This window comes from Saccharothrix xinjiangensis (assembly GCF_039527585.1).
Lineage (GTDB): Bacteria > Actinomycetota > Actinomycetes > Mycobacteriales > Pseudonocardiaceae > Actinosynnema > Actinosynnema xinjiangensis.
Window position 1 is genome coordinate 41,941 of the sequence record NZ_BAAAKE010000026.1, and the last position, 18,943, is coordinate 60,883.

13 protein-coding genes are annotated in these 18,943 nt (G+C 74.1%); 6 read left to right on the forward strand and 7 right to left on the reverse strand.

The window, feature by feature from the left end; translation table 11 throughout:
* Positions 1–3 precede the first annotated feature (3 nt).
* Positions 4–798 (forward strand): SURF1 family cytochrome oxidase biogenesis protein, encoded by a 795-nt coding sequence (locus ABD223_RS34500; protein WP_344040928.1) that lies wholly within the window; start codon positions 4–6, stop codon positions 796–798.
* Here the strand turns inward: ABD223_RS34500 and ABD223_RS34505 are convergent.
* Positions 740–1,708: a cobalamin biosynthesis protein gene (locus ABD223_RS34505; RefSeq protein ID WP_344040929.1), complete on the reverse strand. Its 969-nt coding sequence runs from the start codon at positions 1,706–1,708 to the stop codon at positions 740–742. The two genes, ABD223_RS34500 and ABD223_RS34505, sit on opposite strands and share 59 nt — an antisense overlap.
* A 52-nt stretch (positions 1,709–1,760) precedes the next feature.
* On the opposite strand from ABD223_RS34505, the gene ABD223_RS34510 reads away from it, so the two are divergent.
* Genes ABD223_RS34510 through ABD223_RS34520 form a run of 3 tightly spaced genes read left to right on the forward strand, consistent with a single transcriptional unit; the run spans position 1,761 to position 8,751 of the window.
* Entirely contained in the window at positions 1,761–3,239 is a 1,479-nt protein-coding gene (locus tag ABD223_RS34510; RefSeq protein WP_344040930.1) for a DUF2397 domain-containing protein, read from the forward strand.
* The gene (locus ABD223_RS34515; protein ID WP_344040931.1) at positions 3,239–4,408 is read left to right on the forward strand and encodes a TIGR02678 family protein; all 1,170 of its coding nucleotides are present in this window, start codon (positions 3,239–3,241) and stop codon (positions 4,406–4,408) included. Before ABD223_RS34510 ends, ABD223_RS34515 begins: the two co-directional genes overlap by 1 nt.
* Positions 4,405–8,751 carry an SbcC/MukB-like Walker B domain-containing protein gene (locus ABD223_RS34520; RefSeq protein WP_344040932.1) on the forward strand — a complete coding sequence of 1,449 codons (4,347 nt, stop codon included), beginning with the start codon at positions 4,405–4,407 and terminating at the stop codon, positions 8,749–8,751. Before ABD223_RS34515 ends, ABD223_RS34520 begins: the two co-directional genes overlap by 4 nt.
* A gap of 148 nt (positions 8,752–8,899) precedes the next feature.
* On the opposite strand, the gene ABD223_RS34525 is transcribed toward ABD223_RS34520, so the two are convergent.
* The 5 genes from ABD223_RS34525 to ABD223_RS34545 form a co-directional block, all read right to left on the reverse strand.
* Entirely contained in the window at positions 8,900–10,102 is a 1,203-nt protein-coding gene (locus ABD223_RS34525) for an ROK family transcriptional regulator (RefSeq protein ID WP_344040933.1), read from the reverse strand.
* 503 nt (positions 10,103–10,605) lie between these two features.
* The gene (gene nudC, locus ABD223_RS34530) at positions 10,606–11,556 is read right to left on the reverse strand and encodes an NAD(+) diphosphatase (protein WP_344040934.1); all 951 of its coding nucleotides are present in this window, start codon (positions 11,554–11,556) and stop codon (positions 10,606–10,608) included.
* Complete coding sequence (locus ABD223_RS34535) at positions 11,553–12,941, reverse strand: M16 family metallopeptidase (protein WP_344040935.1); 1,389 nt, start codon at positions 12,939–12,941, stop codon at positions 11,553–11,555. Before ABD223_RS34535 ends, nudC begins: the two co-directional genes overlap by 4 nt.
* Positions 12,938–14,224, reverse strand: coding sequence for a M16 family metallopeptidase (locus tag ABD223_RS34540; RefSeq protein ID WP_344040936.1), 1,287 nt, complete (start codon positions 14,222–14,224; stop codon positions 12,938–12,940). Before ABD223_RS34540 ends, ABD223_RS34535 begins: the two co-directional genes overlap by 4 nt.
* Before the next feature lie 320 nt (positions 14,225–14,544).
* Entirely contained in the window at positions 14,545–16,185 is a 1,641-nt protein-coding gene (locus tag ABD223_RS34545) for a DUF2207 domain-containing protein (protein ID WP_344040937.1), read from the reverse strand.
* Positions 16,186–16,611: 426 nt separating this feature from the next.
* Between ABD223_RS34545 and ABD223_RS34550 the strand changes: the two genes are divergently transcribed.
* Both ABD223_RS34550 and ABD223_RS34555 read left to right on the forward strand, forming a co-directional pair.
* On the forward strand, positions 16,612–17,589 hold the full coding sequence (locus ABD223_RS34550; RefSeq protein WP_344040938.1) for a neutral zinc metallopeptidase: 978 nt from the start codon (positions 16,612–16,614) through the stop codon (positions 17,587–17,589).
* Between the two features lie 15 nt (positions 17,590–17,604).
* Positions 17,605–18,504 (forward strand): neutral zinc metallopeptidase, encoded by a 900-nt coding sequence (locus ABD223_RS34555; protein WP_344040939.1) that lies wholly within the window; start codon positions 17,605–17,607, stop codon positions 18,502–18,504.
* On the opposite strand, the gene ABD223_RS34560 is transcribed toward ABD223_RS34555, so the two are convergent.
* Positions 18,474–18,884, reverse strand: a complete 411-nt coding sequence (locus ABD223_RS34560; RefSeq protein ID WP_344040940.1) for a hypothetical protein — start codon at positions 18,882–18,884, stop codon at positions 18,474–18,476. The two genes, ABD223_RS34555 and ABD223_RS34560, sit on opposite strands and share 31 nt — an antisense overlap.
* Between the last annotated feature and the right edge of the window lie 59 nt (positions 18,885–18,943).

Consider the following 18,943-nt stretch of genomic DNA (forward strand, 5'->3'; position numbering starts at 1 on the left):
GGCGTGCGGTTGAAGTTCCTGTTGCGTCCCGGCTGGCTCGCGCTGACGTTGACGGTGTGGGTGTTCGCGGGCGCCTGCTTCGCGCTGCTCGCGCCCTGGCAGTTCGACCGCGACACCGAGCGGGACGCGCAGAACAGCGCCGTCACCACCGCGGTGCGCACCGACCCGGTGCCCGTCGACGGGCTGCTGGACCGGCCCAACACCGACTTCGAGTGGCGTCGCGTCACGCTCACCGGCCGCTACCTGCCGGAGGCGCAGGCGGTGGCGCGGCTGCGGACCGTGCAGGGCGAGGCCGCGTTCGAGGTGCTGACCCCGTTCGAGCTGGCGGGCGGCCCGGTCGTGCTGGTCGACCGCGGCTACGTGCGGCCGGTCAACGGCATCCGGGTGCCGGAGCTGAAGCCCACGCCGACCGGCGAGGTGACGCTGGTCGCGTGGACCCGCGCGGGCGAGTCGGACGATCGGGACGCGTTCACCGAGGACGGCCACCGCCAGGTGTACGCGATCAACCCGGCCGTGGTGGGCCGGGCGGCCGGCCTGGACGTCCGGCCGGGCTACTTCCAGCTCACCGAGGACCAGCCGGGAGTGGAGGGCGCGCTGCCGCTGCCGAAGCTGGACGCCGGCCCGTTCTTCTCCTACGCGCTCCAGTGGATCGCGTTCGGCGCGATGGCCCTGGGCGGCTGGCTGTACTTCACCGTCCGCGAGGTCCGCCCCGGCGGCGCGCTGCACGAGGGGCCGCGCGTCAGGCGGAAGTCCGTCGCCGAGATGCTCGCCGAAGACGAGGCCGCACCAGCGCGATGAGCGCGGTCACGGCCGCCGCCGACGCCCCGACCACCCGCGACAGCTCCACCGCCCGCGTCACGTGGCCCGCGTCCGGGTTGCGGCCGTGCCCGAGCACCGGCCGGTCCTCCGCGCCGTGCGCGTACACCGTGCGACCGCCCAGCCGGATCTCCAGCGCGCCCGCGAACGCCGCCTCCACCTGCCCGGCGTTCGGGCTCGGGTGCGCCGCCGCGTCCCGCCGCCACGTCCGCCACGCCTCGCCCGCCGACCCGCCGACGACCGGCGCGCCCGCCGCGGTGAGCACCGCCGCCAGCCGCGACGGCAGCAGGTTCGCCACGTCGTCCAGGCGCGCGGCGGCCCAGCCGAACCGGCGGTAGCGCGGGCTGCGGTGGCCGACCATCGCGTCGAGCGTGTTCACCGCCCGGTAGCCGAGCAGACCGGGCACGCCCGCGACCGCGCCCCAGAACAGCGGGGCGACCACGGCGTCGGAGGTGTTCTCCGCCACGGACTCCACGGTGGCCTTGGCCAGGCCCATCGTGTCCAGCCTCGACGGGTCGCGCCCGCACAGGCCGGGCAGCCGGTCGCGGGCCGCCGCCAGGTCGCCGCCGTCCAGCTCGCGGCCCATCGCGGTGCCCTCGTCGGCCAGCGACGCGCCGCCGAGCACCACCCACGTGGCCGCCGCGGTGGTCAGCGCCCGCACCGCCTGGTCCCGCCCGGCCAGCCGCTCGACCGCGACACCGGCCAGGACGGCGCCGCCGACCAGCACGGCCACGTGCGCGGCCCCGGCCGCCCGGTGGTCGCGGTACAGCCCGCGCTCCAGCGCCGACGCCGCGCGCCCGAACCCCGCCACCGGGTGGTACTTCCGCGGATCGCCGAGCACCGCGTCCGCGGCCACCCCCAACACCAGCCCCACAGCCCGCCCCAGACTCACAGGGGCACGGTATCCCCGGGCCCGTCCGCGCCCGGCACTAGGGTGGGCAGGCGTGGAACCAGCCCGCCTGAAGCTCTACGCGTACCTGGACGCGCGCGACCACCAGCGCACGTACCTGGCGATCATGCGGCTGTTCACGTCCACGCTGCTGGCCGACCTGTCCGCGGGCGAGGTCGCCGGCGCCCTGGCCGGCGCCGAGCGCGAGGGCCGGGTCGAGCCCGGCGAGTCGCAGATCGAGAACGTCATCAAGCGGCTCAAGCAGCTCGTCGAGTGGGGCAACCTGGTGCAGGGCAGGCGCGAGGTGGTGGCCTCCAGCATCGCCGAGTTCCAGCACGGCAGCGTGCGCTACCAGGTCGGCAAGCTCGCCGTGCGGGTGCAGCGCGACGTCGACGAGCTGCTGCGCGTGCCGGAGGGCGCGCGCGAGGTGTCGCGGGAGCTGCTGCCCGCCGTGGAACGCGGCCTCGGCCGGCTCGGGCAGACCCTGTCCGAGGCGCTGGCCGGCGAGGCGCGGCGGTCCCGGGAGGCGCTGGCCGAGCAGGTCACCACCCTGTTCCTCCAGCACGCCGAGCTGGCCGCCACCGTGCGCGACTTCTACGCCTACCTCGGGCAGGTCGTGACCCGCCACCACCTGGCGGCGGAGGAGATCTCCGGTTTCCGCGACCTGCTCGTCGAGTACATCCAGATGGTCGTGGAGGACGTGCTGCGGCACACACCCGCCATCGCCGCCGCGCTGGCCCGGCTGAACGCGGCCCGCGACGGGCTGCTGCGCCTGCTGGACCGCGCCGACCTGGGCGAACGGGTGGAGCGGGCGCGCGGCCGGTCGGCGGAGGACTGGCAGGAGCTGACCGACTGGTTCGTCGACCGGCCGGGGCGGCCGAGCCAGGTGACGGCGCTGCGCGAGGCCACCGCGCGGGCCATCGGGTCGCTGCTGGCCAGCGTGAAGCGGGCCACCTCGGGCGGCGGGCTGCTGCCCGGCAGGCGCGCCGAGCTGCTCAAGCTGGCCGCGTGGTTCGACCGGGGCGACGCGTCCCGGGGGCACCGGCTGTACGCGGCGGCGTTCGGCCTGCACCCGGCCCGGCACGTCTCGCCCGAGCCGGAGCACGACCGCGACGACGAGCGCACGCCGTGGCGCGACGGGCCGGCGGTGGACGTGCCGGTGAGCGTGCGGTCGCGCGCCGACCGCAGCGGCCGCGGCCGCGCCTCCCGCATCCTCGACGACCCGATGACCGAGCAGTCGCTGCTGGCCGAGGCGCGCGACGCCGACGAGCGGCGGGCCGCGTCCGTCGCCGAACTGGCCGCGGCGGCGCCCGCCCTGGCCACGGCGACGCTGTCCGGCGAAGCGCTCGGCGTGCTGTGCGAGCTGCTGACGCTGGCCATGGCGCAGCGCGACACCGCCGCCGAACCGGGCTCCGCCACCGACCCCGTGCGCGGGCTGCGCGTCACCGTCTCCCCCGCCGCCGGGCAGGTCACCCGGATCAGGTCCGCGGCGGGCACCCTCACCCTCCACGACTCCGCGCTGGTGCTCGACTGATGTTCGACGGCCTCTCCGAGATCGACGCGGCCAACGCCGTGCGCTGCGCCCGCACCCTGCTGCGACGACCGCTGCTGCGCGCCGACGGGCCGGACGGCGAACTGGTCACCCTGGTCCACCGCCACCGCGTCACCCTCCAGGACCTGTTCGCGCGGCTGCTCGGCTACCGGCTGGTGGTGGAGCGGCGGTTCGCCCGGCTCTACAAGTCGGGACCGGCGGACGACGACTCGCGCGGCGTGCCCGGCATGTCGCCGCGCGGCTACGCGTACCTGGCGCTCACCCTGGCGGTGCTCACCGGCATCGGCAGGCAGGCGCTGCTGTCCCGGCTGGTCGCCGACATCCGCGCGGCCGCCGCCGAGGCCGGCGTGGACGTCGTCGACGACGTGGCCGACCGGCGCGCCCTGACCGCCGCGCTGCGGCACCTGGTGTCGCTGGGCGTGCTGCACGAGACCGAGGGCACGGTCGACGTGCACACCGAGGCCCTGATCACCGTCGACACCGACCTGCTCGGGCAGCTGCTCACCGGCCCCGTCGCCGAGGCCACCTCACCCGAACGGCTGGTCGAGCTGGCGGCCCGACCCGGCCCGCGCGGCGTCGAGCACGCGGTGCGGCGCAAGCTCGTGGAGAACCCCGTCGTGCTCTACGCCGACCTGCCGCCCGAGCAGGCCGAGTGGCTGCGGCGCAACCAGCGCAAGGAGTCCGCGCTGCTGGAGACGTGCTTCGGGCTGCGCACCGAGCGCCGCGCCGAGGGCGTGCTGGCCGCCGACCCCGAGGACTACCTCACCGACCTGGGCTTCCCGGGCACCTCCACGGTCTCGCGGATCGCCCTGCTGGCCCTGCCGGAGCTGCTGGAGGCCCCGCCGCGCGCGGACGGTCGGCACCCGGTGGCGGCGGCCGACCTGCGGGCGGTGTGCGCCCGGCTGGTCGAGGACTACCCGACCGCGTGGTCCAGGCAGGTCACCGACGACCTCGACCGGCTGGTCGACGAGGTGCTGGAACTGCTGCGGCGCACCGGCCTGGCGGCCCGCTCCGACGGGGGCTGGCTGCTCAACCCGGTCGCGCACCGCTGGGTCCCGGTGCCCGACGGCGACCCGGAACGCGAAGCGGAACAACCGGCGACCGCCCCGGCAGAGCCGAGCTGGTCGCTGTTCGACGAGGAGATCGCGTGAACAGGTGGCGGCTGCACAGGGGCGGCATCGTCAACATCTGGCAGTACACCGAGCAGGTGTTCGACTTCTCCGGCGGGCGCGCGATCTTCCAGGGCACCAACGGCTCCGGCAAGTCGCGCACCCTGGAGCTGCTGCTGCCGCTGTGCCTGGACGGCGACCTGCGGCAGGTCGGCTCGAAGGGCTTCGACACGGTGTCGCTGCGACGCCTGATGCTCGACGACTACGACGGCGGCCCCAACCGCATCGGGTACGCGTGGGTCGAGCTGACCCGCGACTCCGGCGAGTTCCTGACCTGCGGCCTCGGCGTGAAGGCGTCCAAGACGTCGCAGGCCATCACCGACTCGTGGCGCTTCGTCACCCCGGCCCGCGTCGGCCACGACCTGTCGCTGACGTTCGACCGCACCCCCCTCGGCCCGGCGCAGCTGCGCGAGCTGATCGGCGCGGACTGCGTGTTGGAGGAGGCCGCGTTCCGGGCGAAGGTCGCCGAGCGGGTCTACGGCGTGCCCGCCGCCCGCTACGGCGACCTCCTGCACCTCCAGCGCACCCTCCGCAACCCGGACGTCGGGCTGAAGGTGCTGGAGGGCCAGCTGGAGCAGATCCTGTCCGACGCCCTCCCGCCGCTGGACCAGTCCATGGTCGAGCAGCTGGCCACGTCGTTCGACGACCTGGAGTCCATCCGCGAGAACATCACCCGCCTGACCACCGCGGACGCCGCGCTCGGCACGTTCCTGAAGACCTACTCGGACTACGCGTCCGGCGGCCTGAGGACCGCCTCGGACAAGCTCGGCGCGGCCGAGGAGAACGTCCGCAAGCTGGAACGCGGAACGGCCCGGCTGTCCGCGTCGCTGGAGGAGACCCTCTCCGCGCGAGCGGCGGCCGAGCACTCGCTGACGTCGCTGGAGGCGTCGGAGCAGCAGGCCGAGGAGACCATCGGCGCGCTGAAGGAGCTGCCCGCGTTCCGGGACCTGGAAGACCTCCGGACGCGCGAGAAGCTGGTGGCGGAAAAGCGCTCGTCGGCCCTGGCCGCGCTGGAGGTGGCGGCCAAGCAGCGGTCGCAGGAGGACGGGGCGGTCGACGGCGTGCTGCGCCTCCAGCGACGCCTGTCCGAGGACCTGGGCGCGGCGGAGGAGCTGGTGGAGCCGCTGCGCCACCACCTGCGCACGGCGGGCCTGGAGCTGCAGCTGCCCGAGGTGCCGCTGCTGGAGGTGCCGCTGCTGGGGGTGCCGCACACCGGCGTCGTCGAGGCCGAGACGCGCACCGAGTCGGTGAGGGCGAAACCGGACCCCGAAGCGGACCCGCTGCCCATCGAACGCCGCGTGCCACCCGCCACGACCGACCTGCCCCTGTCACCCGCCATCGCGAGCGCCGCGGACATCGCCTCGTCGGCCAGGCGCCGCGGCGCGCTCGCGCTGGCGCTGGCCGAAGAAGCGGCGGCGCTGGACGAGGCCCAGCGCCGGGTGGACGCGCTGCACCAGACCGCGCAGGACGCCCAGCGGTCCGCGACCGAGGCGGCGGCGCTGAGGGACGAGGAGGCGCGGGAACTGGCGGAGGTCGCCCAGTCCTGGCTGGCGGAGGTGGACGCGTGGCGAACCACCGGCCCCCTCTCCGACACCCGACCGGCGACCACCCTGCCCCTCCCGACCTCAACCGACCCGACAGCCGCCCGAGCCCTGACCACCACGGCGCGCGAGTGGGTGAGCCCCCTGGTGTCGACCGCCAGGGACCGCGCCCACGCCGCGGCGCGGCGCCGGTCGGAACTGACCGAGCTGATCAACGCGCGTGACGCGGAACTGGCGGCCCTGCGCTCGGGCACGTCGCGGGTGCCCGAGCGGACGCGGTTCACCTCACCCGACCGGGATCCTTCAACGGGCGCGCCGTTCTACCGCCTGGTTGACTTCCACCCGTCGGTGACGCCGGAGGACCGAGCGGGCCTGGAAGCGGCCCTGGAAGCCTCCGGCCTGCTCGACGCCTGGGTCACACCATGGGGTGAAGATGGCCCGAAAATGTACGGAAACACCGTTACCAACCATCGGTTGAGAGAATCGGACGCCGAAACCACCCCGGAGCACCCAGACCACACCACCCCCACCCCGTCCCCATTCACAGCCGCCCCGTCCAGCAGCACCCAGCCCACCGCCACCTCGTCCAGCAGCACCCAGCCCACCGCCACCTCGTCCAGCAGCACCCAGCCCACCGCCACCCGGTCCAGCAGCACCCAGCCCACGGCCATCCGGTCCAGCGCCATCCCGTCCACCACCACCCGGTCCACGACCACCCCGTCCACCGCCACGTTCGCCCTGACCAGCGACGTGTTCGCCGTGGCCGGAGAGCCTGCGCCAGACCCGTCGCTGGCATCGGTGCTGGTCCCGGCAGTCGAGCCGGACTCCCCGGTGCCCGCGCGAACCGTGGCCGACCTGCTCGCCTCGGTCTCCCTCGATCGCGGCACGTCCACGGTCACCCCGAGCGGCCACTGGCAGGCAGGCGTGCTGACCGGGACTTGGCACAAGGACGCGGCCGAGTTCATCGGCGCGGGCGCCCGCGAGGCCGCGCGGCAGCGCCGCATCGCCGAGCTGGAGGACGAGCTCGCGACCCTGCGCGCGGACCTGGGCGCCGCCGAGTCGGACCTGGCCGCCGCGCGTCACCAGGTCGAGCAGTGGGAGGCCCACCTGGAACGCTTCCCCGCCGACCGCGACCTGGTCGCCCGGCACGGCCGCCTCCAGGGCGCCCAGGAGTCCGCCGACCGCGCCACCCGTCGCGCGGAGCAGCTGCGGGCCGAGTTGGCGGAGGCGGAGACCCGCAACGAGGCGGCGCGCGGCGCGCTGGTCCGGCAGGCCGGCGACGCCGGGCTGCCCGCGACGACCGAAGGGCTCCGCGAGGCCCGCGCCGCGGCCGCCGAGGCGCAGCGCACCGCGGACCGGCTGGGTGATGTGCTGGGACGCCAGTGCCGCGGCACGGTGGCGGACCTGACCGATGCCGGGCACCGGTACCACGCGGCGGTGGAAGATCGCGTGGCGGCCGAGGCCGAGGCGGAGTCGCGGTGCCAGGACTACGCGACGCAGGCGTCGGCGCTGGCCGAGCTGACCGACGCCATCGGCGGCGAGGCGCGCGAGATCGCGGACCAACTGTCCACTTTGGAGCATTCGCGGCGGGAGATGCGCGCCGAGATCAAGCGGGTGCGCGAGGACGTCGCCGCCGCCCGCGAGCAGGCCGCGAAGTTGTCGGCCCAGCTCGACACCGCGGCCGAGCAGCTCGGTGACGCGCGCGAGGCCTCGACCCGCGCCGCCGAGCACTTCAGGGCCACCGTCCAGGCTCCGGGCATCCTGGCCGCAGCGCTGCCGGACGTGCCCGCGGACGTGACCTCCGTGCGCGCCGCGCTGGTCACGGGCGACCGCCGGACCGCGAGCGAGGCGACCGTGATCGCCAAGCTCCAGGCGTTGCAAACATCGCTGGCGGGCAGCCACGACATCGCCGCCGACCAGCACGCGGGGCTGTTGACGGTCATGGTCACCGGCGAGGAGGGCGCCCGGCCGGTCGCCACCGCCGCGCGCCGGGTGGCGGCGAAGCTGGGCGAGCAGAGGGGTTTCCTGGACGACCAGTACCAGCGGATCTTCGCCGACTACCTCATCCGCGACCTCGCCGAGTGGCTGCGCAGCCAGATCGCGGTGGCCGAGGACCTGTGCAAGCGGATGAACGAGGTCCTCGCCCGAGCCAAGTCCAGCCAGGGCGTGCACGTCAAGCTGGCGTGGAAGCACTCGGCGGCGCTGGACGAGGAGACCCGCGACGCCCTGGGCCTGGTCCGGCTGCCCTACGCCGAGCGCGACCCGGAACAGGACGCGACGCTGCGGAAGGTGTTCACCGAGCGGATCGAGCAGGAGCGCGACACCCACAGCGGCGGTTACGCGGAGGTGCTGTCACGGGCGCTGGACTACCGGACGTGGCACCAGTTCACCGTGACGGTCGCCGACACCGGCCCGGACGGCGGGCCGCGCGAACGCCGGTTGCGGCAGCTGTCGTCGGGTGAGACGCGCCTGATCTCGTACGTCACGCTGTTCGCGGCGGCGGCCTCGTTCTACGACGCGGTGAGCGATGACTTCTCGCCGTTGCGGCTGGTGCTGCTGGACGAGGCGTTCGAGCGGCTGGACGACCCGACGATCGCGCGCATGCTCGGCCTGCTGGTGGACCTCGACATGGACTGGGTGATCACCTGGCCGAGCGGTTGGGGCGTGTCCGACAAGATCCCGCGCATGCACATCTACGACGTGTTGCGCCCGCGCAACGGTCGCGGTGTCGCGTGCATCCAGACGACCTGGGACGGCGCCGCGCTCGACCGCATCGACCCCTGAGCCAGGCTCTGCCGGTTCACAACCGCGTCGGTCTCCGGCTCCGGCAGTCCCCGGCGTTCTCCGGCTCCGGCAGTCCCCGGCGTTCTCCGGCTCCGGCAGTTCCCGGGTGGCGTCCGCTCCGGGCTGACCGGTGGACCGGTCGGACCGGTCAGCCCGCTCGGCTGGGCGCGTGGCGGCGCACCCCGCCCGCGGCGAGGAACTCGGCCACCGGCAGCGTCGCCGCGCCCAGGGCCACCGACTCCGGACCCAGCTCGCACAGGGTGATCGACGCCTGCTCGAACGGCCGGTGCAGGGCGTGGCAGGCGGCTTCGTCGCGGACGTCGTCGAGGATGCGGTCGCCGAGCAGCAGCCCGGCCCAGCCGCCGACGATGACGCGGGACGGGTTGAACAGGTTGATCAGGTTCGCGATGCCGAGCCCCGTGTAGCGGGCGGTCTCGGTGAGCACGTCCCGCGCGGCCTCCGACCGGTCGGCGACCAGCGCGGCTAACGCCGCCTCCTGCTCGGCGGGCACGTCCGGCTGGACCGCCCGGTACCGCTCGACCACGCCGGACGCGCCGATGTACGCCTCCAGGCAACCGCGGGCGCCGCACCGGCAGGGCCTGCCGTCGAGGGCGACGGTCGTGTGCCCCCACTCCCCCGCGCCGCCCGACGAGCCGCGGTAGAGCACGCCGCCCGCGATGACGCTCGCACCGACACCCGACCCGATCAGCGCGACCACCGCGTCACCCGCGCCTCGGCCCGCCCCGAACCAGACCTCGGCCTGCCCCAACGTGTTCGCGCCGTTGTCCAGGAACAACGGCAGGTCGGTGCCCGCGCGCAGCATCCGCTCCAGGGCGACGCCGTGCCAGCCCACGGTCTGCGCGTAGACCAAGCCCCGCTCGACGAACCCGGGCACGCCGATGCCCACGCCGAGGACGTCCTCGACCCCGCTGTCACGCAAGCAGCGGTCCAAGCCGTCGAGGACCCGTCCCGCCACGTCGTCGGCCGAGTGCAGGTCCGGCTCCATCGGCGACGTGGCCACGGCGAGCCGCCGCAACGTCAGGTCGAACACCTCGACCAGCACGTGCGTCTCACCGACGTCGACCCCGACCACCGCCGCGAACGCGGGGTTGACCCGCAGCAGCACGCGAGGCCGCCCGCCATCCGAGTCGACCTGCCCGGCCTCCACCACGACGCCCTCGGAGATCAGCTCACCGACCACGTTGCTGACCGACGCCTGGCTCAACCCGGTGATCCCGGCCAGCTCCTGCCGGCTGCGCGGCTCGTCGAAGTACAGCGCGCGCAGCACTCGCGCCCGGTTGCCGGCGCGCAGGTCGCGCACTGTCAGCTTGCGGTGCACGGCGACCCCCATCAGGCCAGTGGGCGATGTCCCGCCACGAGGCGCGGTGGACACACGACGTTATCTCCCCGTACCCCCTGGAAGAGCCCGATTGGCCGTGCGCCACCAACACTTTCCGCCCGAACCACCCGCACGAAGCACCCGAATGGCGTCCGTTTCGCCACCCCGGATCGTCACCGTGATCACCACGTCGCCCACCGCGACCGCCACAGCGAGCCACAGCCACAGACCGCCACCGGCACCACCGACACCCACCCGGCACCGCCAACCGCAGACCGGCCGCCTACCGCACCGCCGTGCCGGAGTCGCCCCGGCCCTGTCGCGGGCTCGCGCCGCCGATCGTCCGCGCTGCCACTGCCACTGCCACTCACTGCCGCTGCCGCTGTCGGTGCGCCGCGCCCCATCCACCACGGGGCCCCGCCCGCCCACCACAGCCTCATGCGCCACATCCCAGGCCCCATCTACCCGGGCACTCCATCGCTCGCCCAGGTGACAGTGGTGTCCCGGGAGCGGTCCTAGCCGGCGGCCACCCAGGACTGGATCATCCGGTAGGCGATGGAGGCGCCCGGCGCGAGCAGCAGGTCCGGCACGCTGCCCGGCTCGGCCAACGCGCGCCGCACGTCGGCCCGGTCGACCCACTTGGCCTGGGCGATCTCGCCGTCCGCCAGGCGCAGCGGCTCGGTCGGGTCGGCCACCGCCTCGAAGCCCACCATCAGCGACCGCGGGAACGGCCACGGCTGGCTCCCGAGGTAGCGGATGCCGCGCACCTCGACGCCGACCTCCTCCTCGATCTCCCGCGCGACGCACGCCTCCAGCGACTCGCCGGCCTCGACGAACCCGGCCAGCACCGAGTACCGCCCCTCCGGCCAGCCCGCGCCGCGGGCGAGGAGGACCCGGTCGGCGCCGTCGTGCACCAGGCAGATCACGGCCGCGTCGGTGCGCGGGTACTCCTCGCGCCCGCACTGCTCGCAGACCCGCGCCCAACCCGACTTGATCGACTCCGTCAGGCCGCCGCACACCGCGCAGAACTTCGCCGAGCGGTGCCAGTGGAACAGCGCCACCGCCGAGGTGAACAGGCCCGCGTCGGTGTCGTCCAGCAGCGCGCCGGCGGCCCGCAGGTCCAGCCACTGCTGCTCGTCGGTCAGCTCCGGCTGGAACCACGCCCGCCCGGACGGCGCCGCCACGTCCGTCTCGTCCTCGGTCAGCGGCACCGCCCAGTACGCCACGCCGTCCTGCTCGCCGAGCAGCACGGCGGTGTCCGGCGGCCCGTCGCCGAAGTCGGTGGCGGGGTGGTCGACCAGGCGCGTCCCGCGGTCGGCCACCGGCACCCGGCCGTTCGCGTCGACCGTGATGACGCGCGCCTTCGGCCACAGCTGCGCGATGCGCCGCTCGTCACCGCGCAGCGGTTCCCGCCGGTCGACGGTGAACCGCGAGAGCGCCGGCAGCTCCACCAGCTCGAAGCTCACGGCAGGGCCACACCGCCCAGCGCCCGCAACCGCGGCGTCAGCTTGTCGGCGTCGCCCACGAGCACACCGGTGAACGCGCTGGGCGCGAAGAACTCCAGCGCCACCTCGGCCACCTGCTCGACGGTGACCGCGGCCAGCCGCCCCGGGTGCCCGAGGAACCAGTCCACGCCCAGACCCAGCCCGGCGAGGTTCACCAGGAACGACGCCAGCCCGCCCTGCGACGACGTGGCGGTCAGCAGCGACCCGACGGCGTACCGGCAGGCGTTGCCCACCTCCGCCTCCGAGGGCGGCGACAGGGCCATCCTGGCCAGCTCGTAGCGGGTCTCCAGCAGCGCCGACGCGGTGACCTCGCTCGCCGTGTCGGCGTCCACCAGCAGCGCCGCGCCACCCGGCGTGAACTCCGGGTACGACCGCGCGTGGTAGGTGTAGCCCTTGTCCTCGCGGATGTTCTCCACCAGGCGCGAGGAGAAGAACCCGCCGTACACCAGGTTCGCCAGCTGGAGCGCCGGGTACCGCTCGTCGGTGCGCACCAGGGCGCGCGCGGCGAGCCGGATCTGCGACTGCACCGCGCCGGGCCGGTGCACCAGCAGCACGTCGCCGCCCCGGACCACCGGCAGCGGCGACAGCGTCACCGCGGTGCCCTCGGCCGTCCACCCGCCCAGCGCGTTCTCGACCGCCCGCACCGCCGCGTCCGGCGCCACGTCGCCGACCAGCACCAGCACCGCGCCGCGCGGCAGCACCGCCGCCGCGTGCAGGGCCAGCACGTCGTCGCGCGTCACCGACAGGACCTCGTCCGCCTCGGGCATCTCCTTGGCGTACGGGTGGTCGCCGTACAGGTGGTGCTGCAACGCCTCCCGCGCGATCACGCTCGGCTGCGACCGCGCGAGCCGGATCCGCTCGATCAGCCGCGACCGCTCCCGCTCGACCTCCTCGTTCGAGTAGGTCGCGCCGGTCAGCGCGTCGCGCAGCACGTCCAGGACGGTGTCCAGGCCGGCCACCAGCGCGTTGCCGCTGAACGACAGCCGCTCCGGGTCCACGGCCGCGTCCAGCTCGCCACCGACCAGCGCCAGCTCGGTGTCGACGTCCACCCGGCTGCGGGTGGCGGTGCCGGTCAGCACCGTGCTCGCCAGCAGCTCGGCGCGCGCCGTGTGCGTCGAACCCGTGCTGGAGGACGCCGGGTCCCCGAACGGGATCCGCATCCGCACCTCCACCAGCGGCACCGACGACCGGCGCACCGCGATCACCCGCAGGCCGTTGGCCAACGTCGTGTCGACGGTGTCCAGGTCCGCCGCCGCCCGCTGCTCGCCCAGCTCCGGGAACGGGCGAGGCCCGAGCGCCGTACGGCCGATCTCCTCGGCGTTGCGGTGCTTGGTCGGGGCGCTCACTCGTTACCTCCGTTGGCCGGGTTGAGGATCAGGACGGCGCGCGAGTCCGCCCGCAGCGCCTTGGCCGCGGCGGCGACCTCGTCGGTGGTGATGCCGGACAGCTTCTCCGGCAGCTCGTACAGCAGCTCGGCCCGCCCGAACAGCAGCTCGGCCGATCCGAGGCCCAGCGTCCGGCTGGTCAACCGGTCGTGCTCGCGGTGCATGGTCGACGCCCAGCGGGCGGTGACCTTCGCCAGCTCCTGCGCGGTCGGCCCTTCCTCGGCCAGCCGCAGCAGCTCCTCGTCCACCACCGCGATGATCTGCTGGGCGGTCACCTCGGAGGGGTGGATCGCGGTGATGCTGAACGTGTCGGGGTCGCGCGCCTCCAGCGGCCCGAACAGACCGCACCCGGAGCCGACCTCCACCACGAGCCTGTCGCGGTGCACCAGCCGCTGCTGGAGCCGCGACCCGTCACCGTCGGTCAGCACCCCGGCCAGGACGAGGTAGGTGAGGTAGCCCTCCACGTCGTTCACCGGGTCCGGGATGCGGTAGCCCAGGGCGAGCGCGGGCATCGGCGCGTGCGGGTCGGTGTGCTCGGCGCGCAGCTCGCCCTTCGGCGGCGCCTCGGCGAAGGACGGCCGGGGCGGCGCCGGACGGGCGGGCACGTCACCGAAGTGCTTCTCGACCAGCGCCTTCGTCGTGTCCACGTCGAAGTCGCCCGCCACCGTCAGCACGGCGTTGCTCGGCGCGTAGTAGGTGTCGAAGAACGCGGCGCAGTCGTCCACGGTGGCGTTCTCCAGGTCGGTGAAGTCGCCGTAGCCGTTGTGCGCGTTCGGGAAGGTCTGGTACAGGACCGGTGGCAGGAGGATCCAGGGGAACCCCCCGTACGGTCGGTTCAGGACGTTGAGTCGGATCTCCTCCTTCACCACGTCGATCTGGTTGCGCAGGTTCTCCTCGGTGAGCTTCGGCGCCCGCATGCGGTCCGCCTCGAGGAAGAGCGCCCGCTCCAGTGCCGCCGACGGCAGCACCTCGTAGTAGTCGGTGTAGTCGGGGTGCGTGGAGCCGTTGAACGTGCCACCCGAGGACTGCACGTGACGGAAGTGCGCGAGCTTCTCCAGGCTCTCGCTGCCCTGGAACATGAGGTGCTCGAAGAGGTGCGCGAACCCCGTCCGCCCCTCCGGCTCGGAGCGGAATCCCACGTCGTAGTGCACGCTCACCCCGACGACCGGGGCGCTGCGGTCTGGTGAGAACACCACCCGCAGGCCGTTGGGAAGCGTGAACCTGTGCAGTTCGGGTAGCGCCATGAACGCAGCCTACGGGTTCGGACCGCCACTCGGGCCGCAGGTCACCCGCCGGCCGCACCACCTCGCTACGCCCATCGCGAACCGACCGGGTTCGGACCGGTCGACCACCGCCTCGACGGCCGGACCCGGACCGGGTGCACCCGGAACGCGGCCCGCACCGACCGGCCACCCACCCGGTGGAGCCACGCGATTGGGCACCGGGTTGGTCTCGGCCGCTCCGCCCGGCCCCTCCCCCGCCGCCCGCGGGGTCGTTGGCCGGACGGTTTGATTGTCGAACGGGTGTTCGACGGGAGGCAAGGTCTCCATCGGGTGATAAGTGATCAGCCCCGCAGCGATCGCAGGTGCCCGGCCTGAGCCAGGACCCCGTCCACCGCGCCGAGGAACGTTGGGAACCGGTGGGCGAAACGCCCCAGGTCACCGCCACTCTCCGCCTCGCCGAACCAGTACAGCCCGGGTCGGGTCCCGGCGAACGCCGCCAACCACCGCTCCGTCTCCCCCAGCACCACCGCGTACGGCAGCGACCGCGAGAACACCATCTCCCGGTCCGCGTCCGGGATGTCCTGCGGCGTCGCCGTGTGCAGGTACCCGCGCAACCCCCGCACGTGTTCCAGCAGGGCGCTGCCCCGCTTGGTCCGCGCGGGCATCGAGCGCGCGCCCACGGCCAGCGCCACACCCGCCGCGACCACCACCAGACCGAACAGCGCACCCGTCCCGACCAGCGCCAACACCGCGGTCAGCACCGCGCCGAGCACGCCGAGCCCGACCCCGGCCCACCACCACAGGTTCCGCTCGGCGTCCGGCCGCCGCGCGAACCAGTTCTTCGCCACCACGTCGGCGTACAGCTCGTCCCGCACGCGCGACAGGTCGATCCGCCGGCCGCGCAGCTCGGACAGCAGCACCGCGTCCACGCCGTCGGGCAGCAGCGCCTCGTAGACGGCGCGCTCGTAGCCCGACAGCGACGGGTCGGCCGGGTTGCGGCGGACGAAGCGCCAGTCCAGCCCGGCGACCTCCTCGATCCACACGTAGTTGCGCACCGCGAGGTCGACGATCGTCGCGGTCACGTCGACCACATCCACGTGCTCGTCGACCACGGTGCCGACCTGTCCCGGCAGCACGCCGTCCGGCGAGGCGAACGCCACCCGCCCGGCCGCGTCGGTGACCAGCACGTCCACCGGTCCGACGTCGCTCGCCAGGGCCCGCGCGTCGCGGCCGCGGAGGTACCACAGCAGCACCGCGCCGCCGAGCAGCAGCAGGACGAGCGCGCCGAGGCCGACGCCGGTCACCGGGGTCAGCGCGAACGCCGCGGCCAGGCCCGCCGACTCGACCACGCGCGCGTTGGCCGGCGCCGCGCCCTCCTGGAGGCCGACCGCCACGTCGACCCGCTCGCCGGGCGCCAGGCCGATCTCGGTGGCGCGCACGCCGCGCCCGTCCCCCAGCTCGGCGGTGGTGCACGGTTTCGCCGTGCCCGGCTCGCCGGCCAGGCAGTTCACCGACCGCGGCGCGTCCGGGGCGATCACCGAGACCTTGACGGAGTCGAGCCCGACGTCCCAGCCGCTCGCGGGCTGCCAGCGCAGTTCGAGGGTGTCGCCGATCTGCGCGACGGCGCCGACGACCGCGTAAGTGACGGTGGACGTGCCCGTCCGGAGTGCGATCGAGAGTTCGTCGGCCGATGCTGTAGCCGTGCCCTCGCCGTCCACGGTCGCGTCGACGACCTCGTACACGCGGTCGCGGTTGCCGCCGACTGCGATGCGTAGCGGGACCACACGATTGGCTGTTTTTCCTTCGGGGACGGACACCACCTCGGTCACGGTCAACCGGCCGTCGCGCTCCAGTTTCAGGCGCACGTCGGCGTTGACCGTCCCGGGCAGCCCGGCCGGGCTGCTCGGTTGCGCCGCCGCGACGCCTGCGCCCGTGCCCAGCGCGATCACGCAGATCGCGGCCGCTCCCCAGTTTCTCAACACGGCCGCGCAGGATAGCGGAGTTCCCCTAAGCTCCAGTGCTGATTCGGGCATCCGCGACATGGGGGACCACCAGCGATGACGCAACCACCACCGCCGGGTGGCTGGCCACCGCCACGACCGGTTGGGCCTCCTCCGGTGCCCGCGCCGCTGCACCACCGACAACCGCCGCCCACCCACCAGTGGCCCGCCCAGCAGCCCCCGCCGCCGGCCGGACCGCCCCAGGGTCCACAGCCCGGCGGTCCCCCGCCACTGGGGCCCTACCAGGGCGGACCGCAGCAGGCAGGACCCCAGCAAGGAGGACCCCAGTCGGCCGGTCCGCCGCCCTGGCCCGGACCGAACGCCGGACCGCCGATGGCCGCACCGCAGCCACCGCCCCTGAACTGGGGGCCGCCACCCGGGCCGCCGCCGGGGTGGGGCCCGCCGCCGATGCCCTACCCGCCGATGCCGCGCCGCAAGAGCAAGGGCCCGCTGGTGGCGGTGCTGCTGATCGGCTTCGTGGTGCTGGGCATCGCGACCATCGGGATCATCGCGGCGACCCGGGACTCCAACCAGGCCGGCGACTCCGGTTACTCCGGGTATTCGAGTTACACCTATTCGCCTGAACCCACGACCACGACCACCACCACGACAACAGCCGCCGACAACACCACGAGCCCGTCGACCAGCACGCCGAAGACCGGCCCGAAAGCCGTCATCGCGCTGGGCGACAACCCCATCCACTCGGCGGACCTCGGCGCGTTCGACATCGACGGCTGCCCGCTGCCCGCGATGGACTACTCGCCCGCGGGGCAGGACCAGTTCCTGCGCGCCGCGCTGCCGTGCGTCGAGGCGATGTGGAAGCCGTCGTTCACCAAGGCCAACCTGCCCTACCAGCCGGTCGAGCTGGTCATGGTGACCTCGCAGATCACCAACACGTGCGGCTCGATGGGACCCGACCGCACCGCCATGTACTGCGACGGCACCATCTACTGGACGCCCAACCACTACGCCAACGAGCAGGGCTCGGCCAACCCCAACCACCCCGGCAAGTACCTGGGCCAGCTCGCCCACGAGTACGGCCACCACGTCCAGTGGCTGTCCGGCATCCTGCGCGCCTCCGGCGAGGCCCAGTACGAGCAGGGCGGCTGGGACACCCCGGTCGGCCTGGAGCTGAACCGGCGCAAGGAGCTCCAGGCGACCTGCTTCGGCGGGATGACCCTGGCGCCGCTGTCGCACGGCGCGATACCCGGCGACGTCATCTCGGTCGCGCTGACCGACGCGGGCAACCGCGGCGACTACCCCATCTACCCCAACCGGGACCACGGCGCGCCCGAGCGGAACGCCGCCTGGGTGAACCACGGGTTCAAGAACAACAACACGAGCGCGTGCAACACTTGGGTGGCCGGCGCGGCGGAAGTCAGCTGACCCGACTGGAGGACCGTGCGCACACCCGAGCAGCCCAGGAACAACCCGATCGCGCTCATCGGTGTGTTCGCGCTGATCGTGTCCTGCGTGGCGGGCCTCGGTGCGGTGACCCAACTGGAGTCGTCCCGGCGGATCGGCGGGCGGCCGGTGGCCGCGCCGGACTTCGCCCCGGATCCCGCGAGGGGCACGGAGGAGCCGCGACCGCGGGCCGTGCACCGGCTCGCCGACCACCCGCTGCTGGTCACGCCCACGAAGCTGCCCGCGGTGGCGTGCGCGTTGCCGGGGTTCGGGCTGTCGGACACCCAGCTGTCGGCGTACTACAAGGCCGGCACGGCGTGCCTCGACCAGGCGTGGCGGCCCGTGCTGGAGCAGGCGAACCTGCCGTTCTCGGCGCCCGCGCTGGACACGTCCCCGGAGTTGGCCGAGGGGCCGTGCGGCTCGGCGCCCGCGGAGAGCGAGGCGGTGGCCTACTACTGCGGCCGCAACCGGACCATCTACATGCCCACCCGGCGGCTGCGCGACAACGGCGGCGGTGAGCGCGCCGGGTCGCACCTGGCGACGTTGGCGCACGAGTACGGGCACCACGTGCAGGCGTTGAGCGGGATGCTGCGCGCGGCGGACAGCAAGATCGTGGCCGCGGGCGAGCGGACGCCGGCGGGCCTGGAGATGTCGCGGCGGATCGAGCTCCAGGCGAACTGCTTCGCCGGGATGTTCCTGTCGGCGGCGTCCGGGTCGATCGGACCGGCGCTGGCCACCGAAGCGGCGGAGGACTTCCAGTACGCGGTGGAGGAACCGCCGGAGGAGAACGCGCACGGCAACCCCGAGAACCAGGCCGAATGGGCCTCGAACGGGTTCGACGCGGGCACGACGACAGCGTGCAACACCTATGCCGCGCCGACGGCGGCCGTCGGCTGAGAACGCCTGGTCAGCAGGTAGGCGTACAGGCCTCCGGCGAGACCGCTCAGGCACAGGAGCGTCGCGGCCAGCCTGGTTTCCAGCGGCGGGCCGGCGGGGGCGCTGGCGGCCGCCTGGACGGTGAACTCGCCGTTGGTGTCGGCGGGGAGGACCACCTCGACGACCTCGTCCTCCTGGTGGCCGCAGCCGTCGAGCTTGGCGGTGCGCACCTCGTCTCCGATCTCGACCTCGACGCGGTCGTAGGCGTCCACGACGCCGCAGGAGGCCGGTTCGACGACCGTGGCGGAGGCCAGGCGGGTCTTCTCGGCCGAGGCGTTCGGCCACCACAGGGCGACCACCGTCGCGATGCCCACCAGTCCCGCGACCAGCAGGACCAACACCCATCTCACCGGGCTTCGCGGAACTGCCACAGCGTGGATGGTCGCAGACGGGAGGGGCG

Coding starts and splice junctions, on each gene's coding strand:
- ABD223_RS34515 (WP_344040931.1), top strand. CDS start 3,239: ATGTTCGACGGCCTCTCCGAGATCGACGCGGCCAACGCCGTGCGCTGC.
- ABD223_RS34525 (WP_344040933.1), bottom strand. CDS start 10,102: ATGGGGGTCGCCGTGCACCGCAAGCTGACAGTGCGCGACCTGCGCGCC.
- ABD223_RS34540 (WP_344040936.1), bottom strand. CDS start 14,224: ATGGCGCTACCCGAACTGCACAGGTTCACGCTTCCCAACGGCCTGCGG.
- ABD223_RS34550 (WP_344040938.1), top strand. CDS start 16,612: ATGCCCTACCCGCCGATGCCGCGCCGCAAGAGCAAGGGCCCGCTGGTG.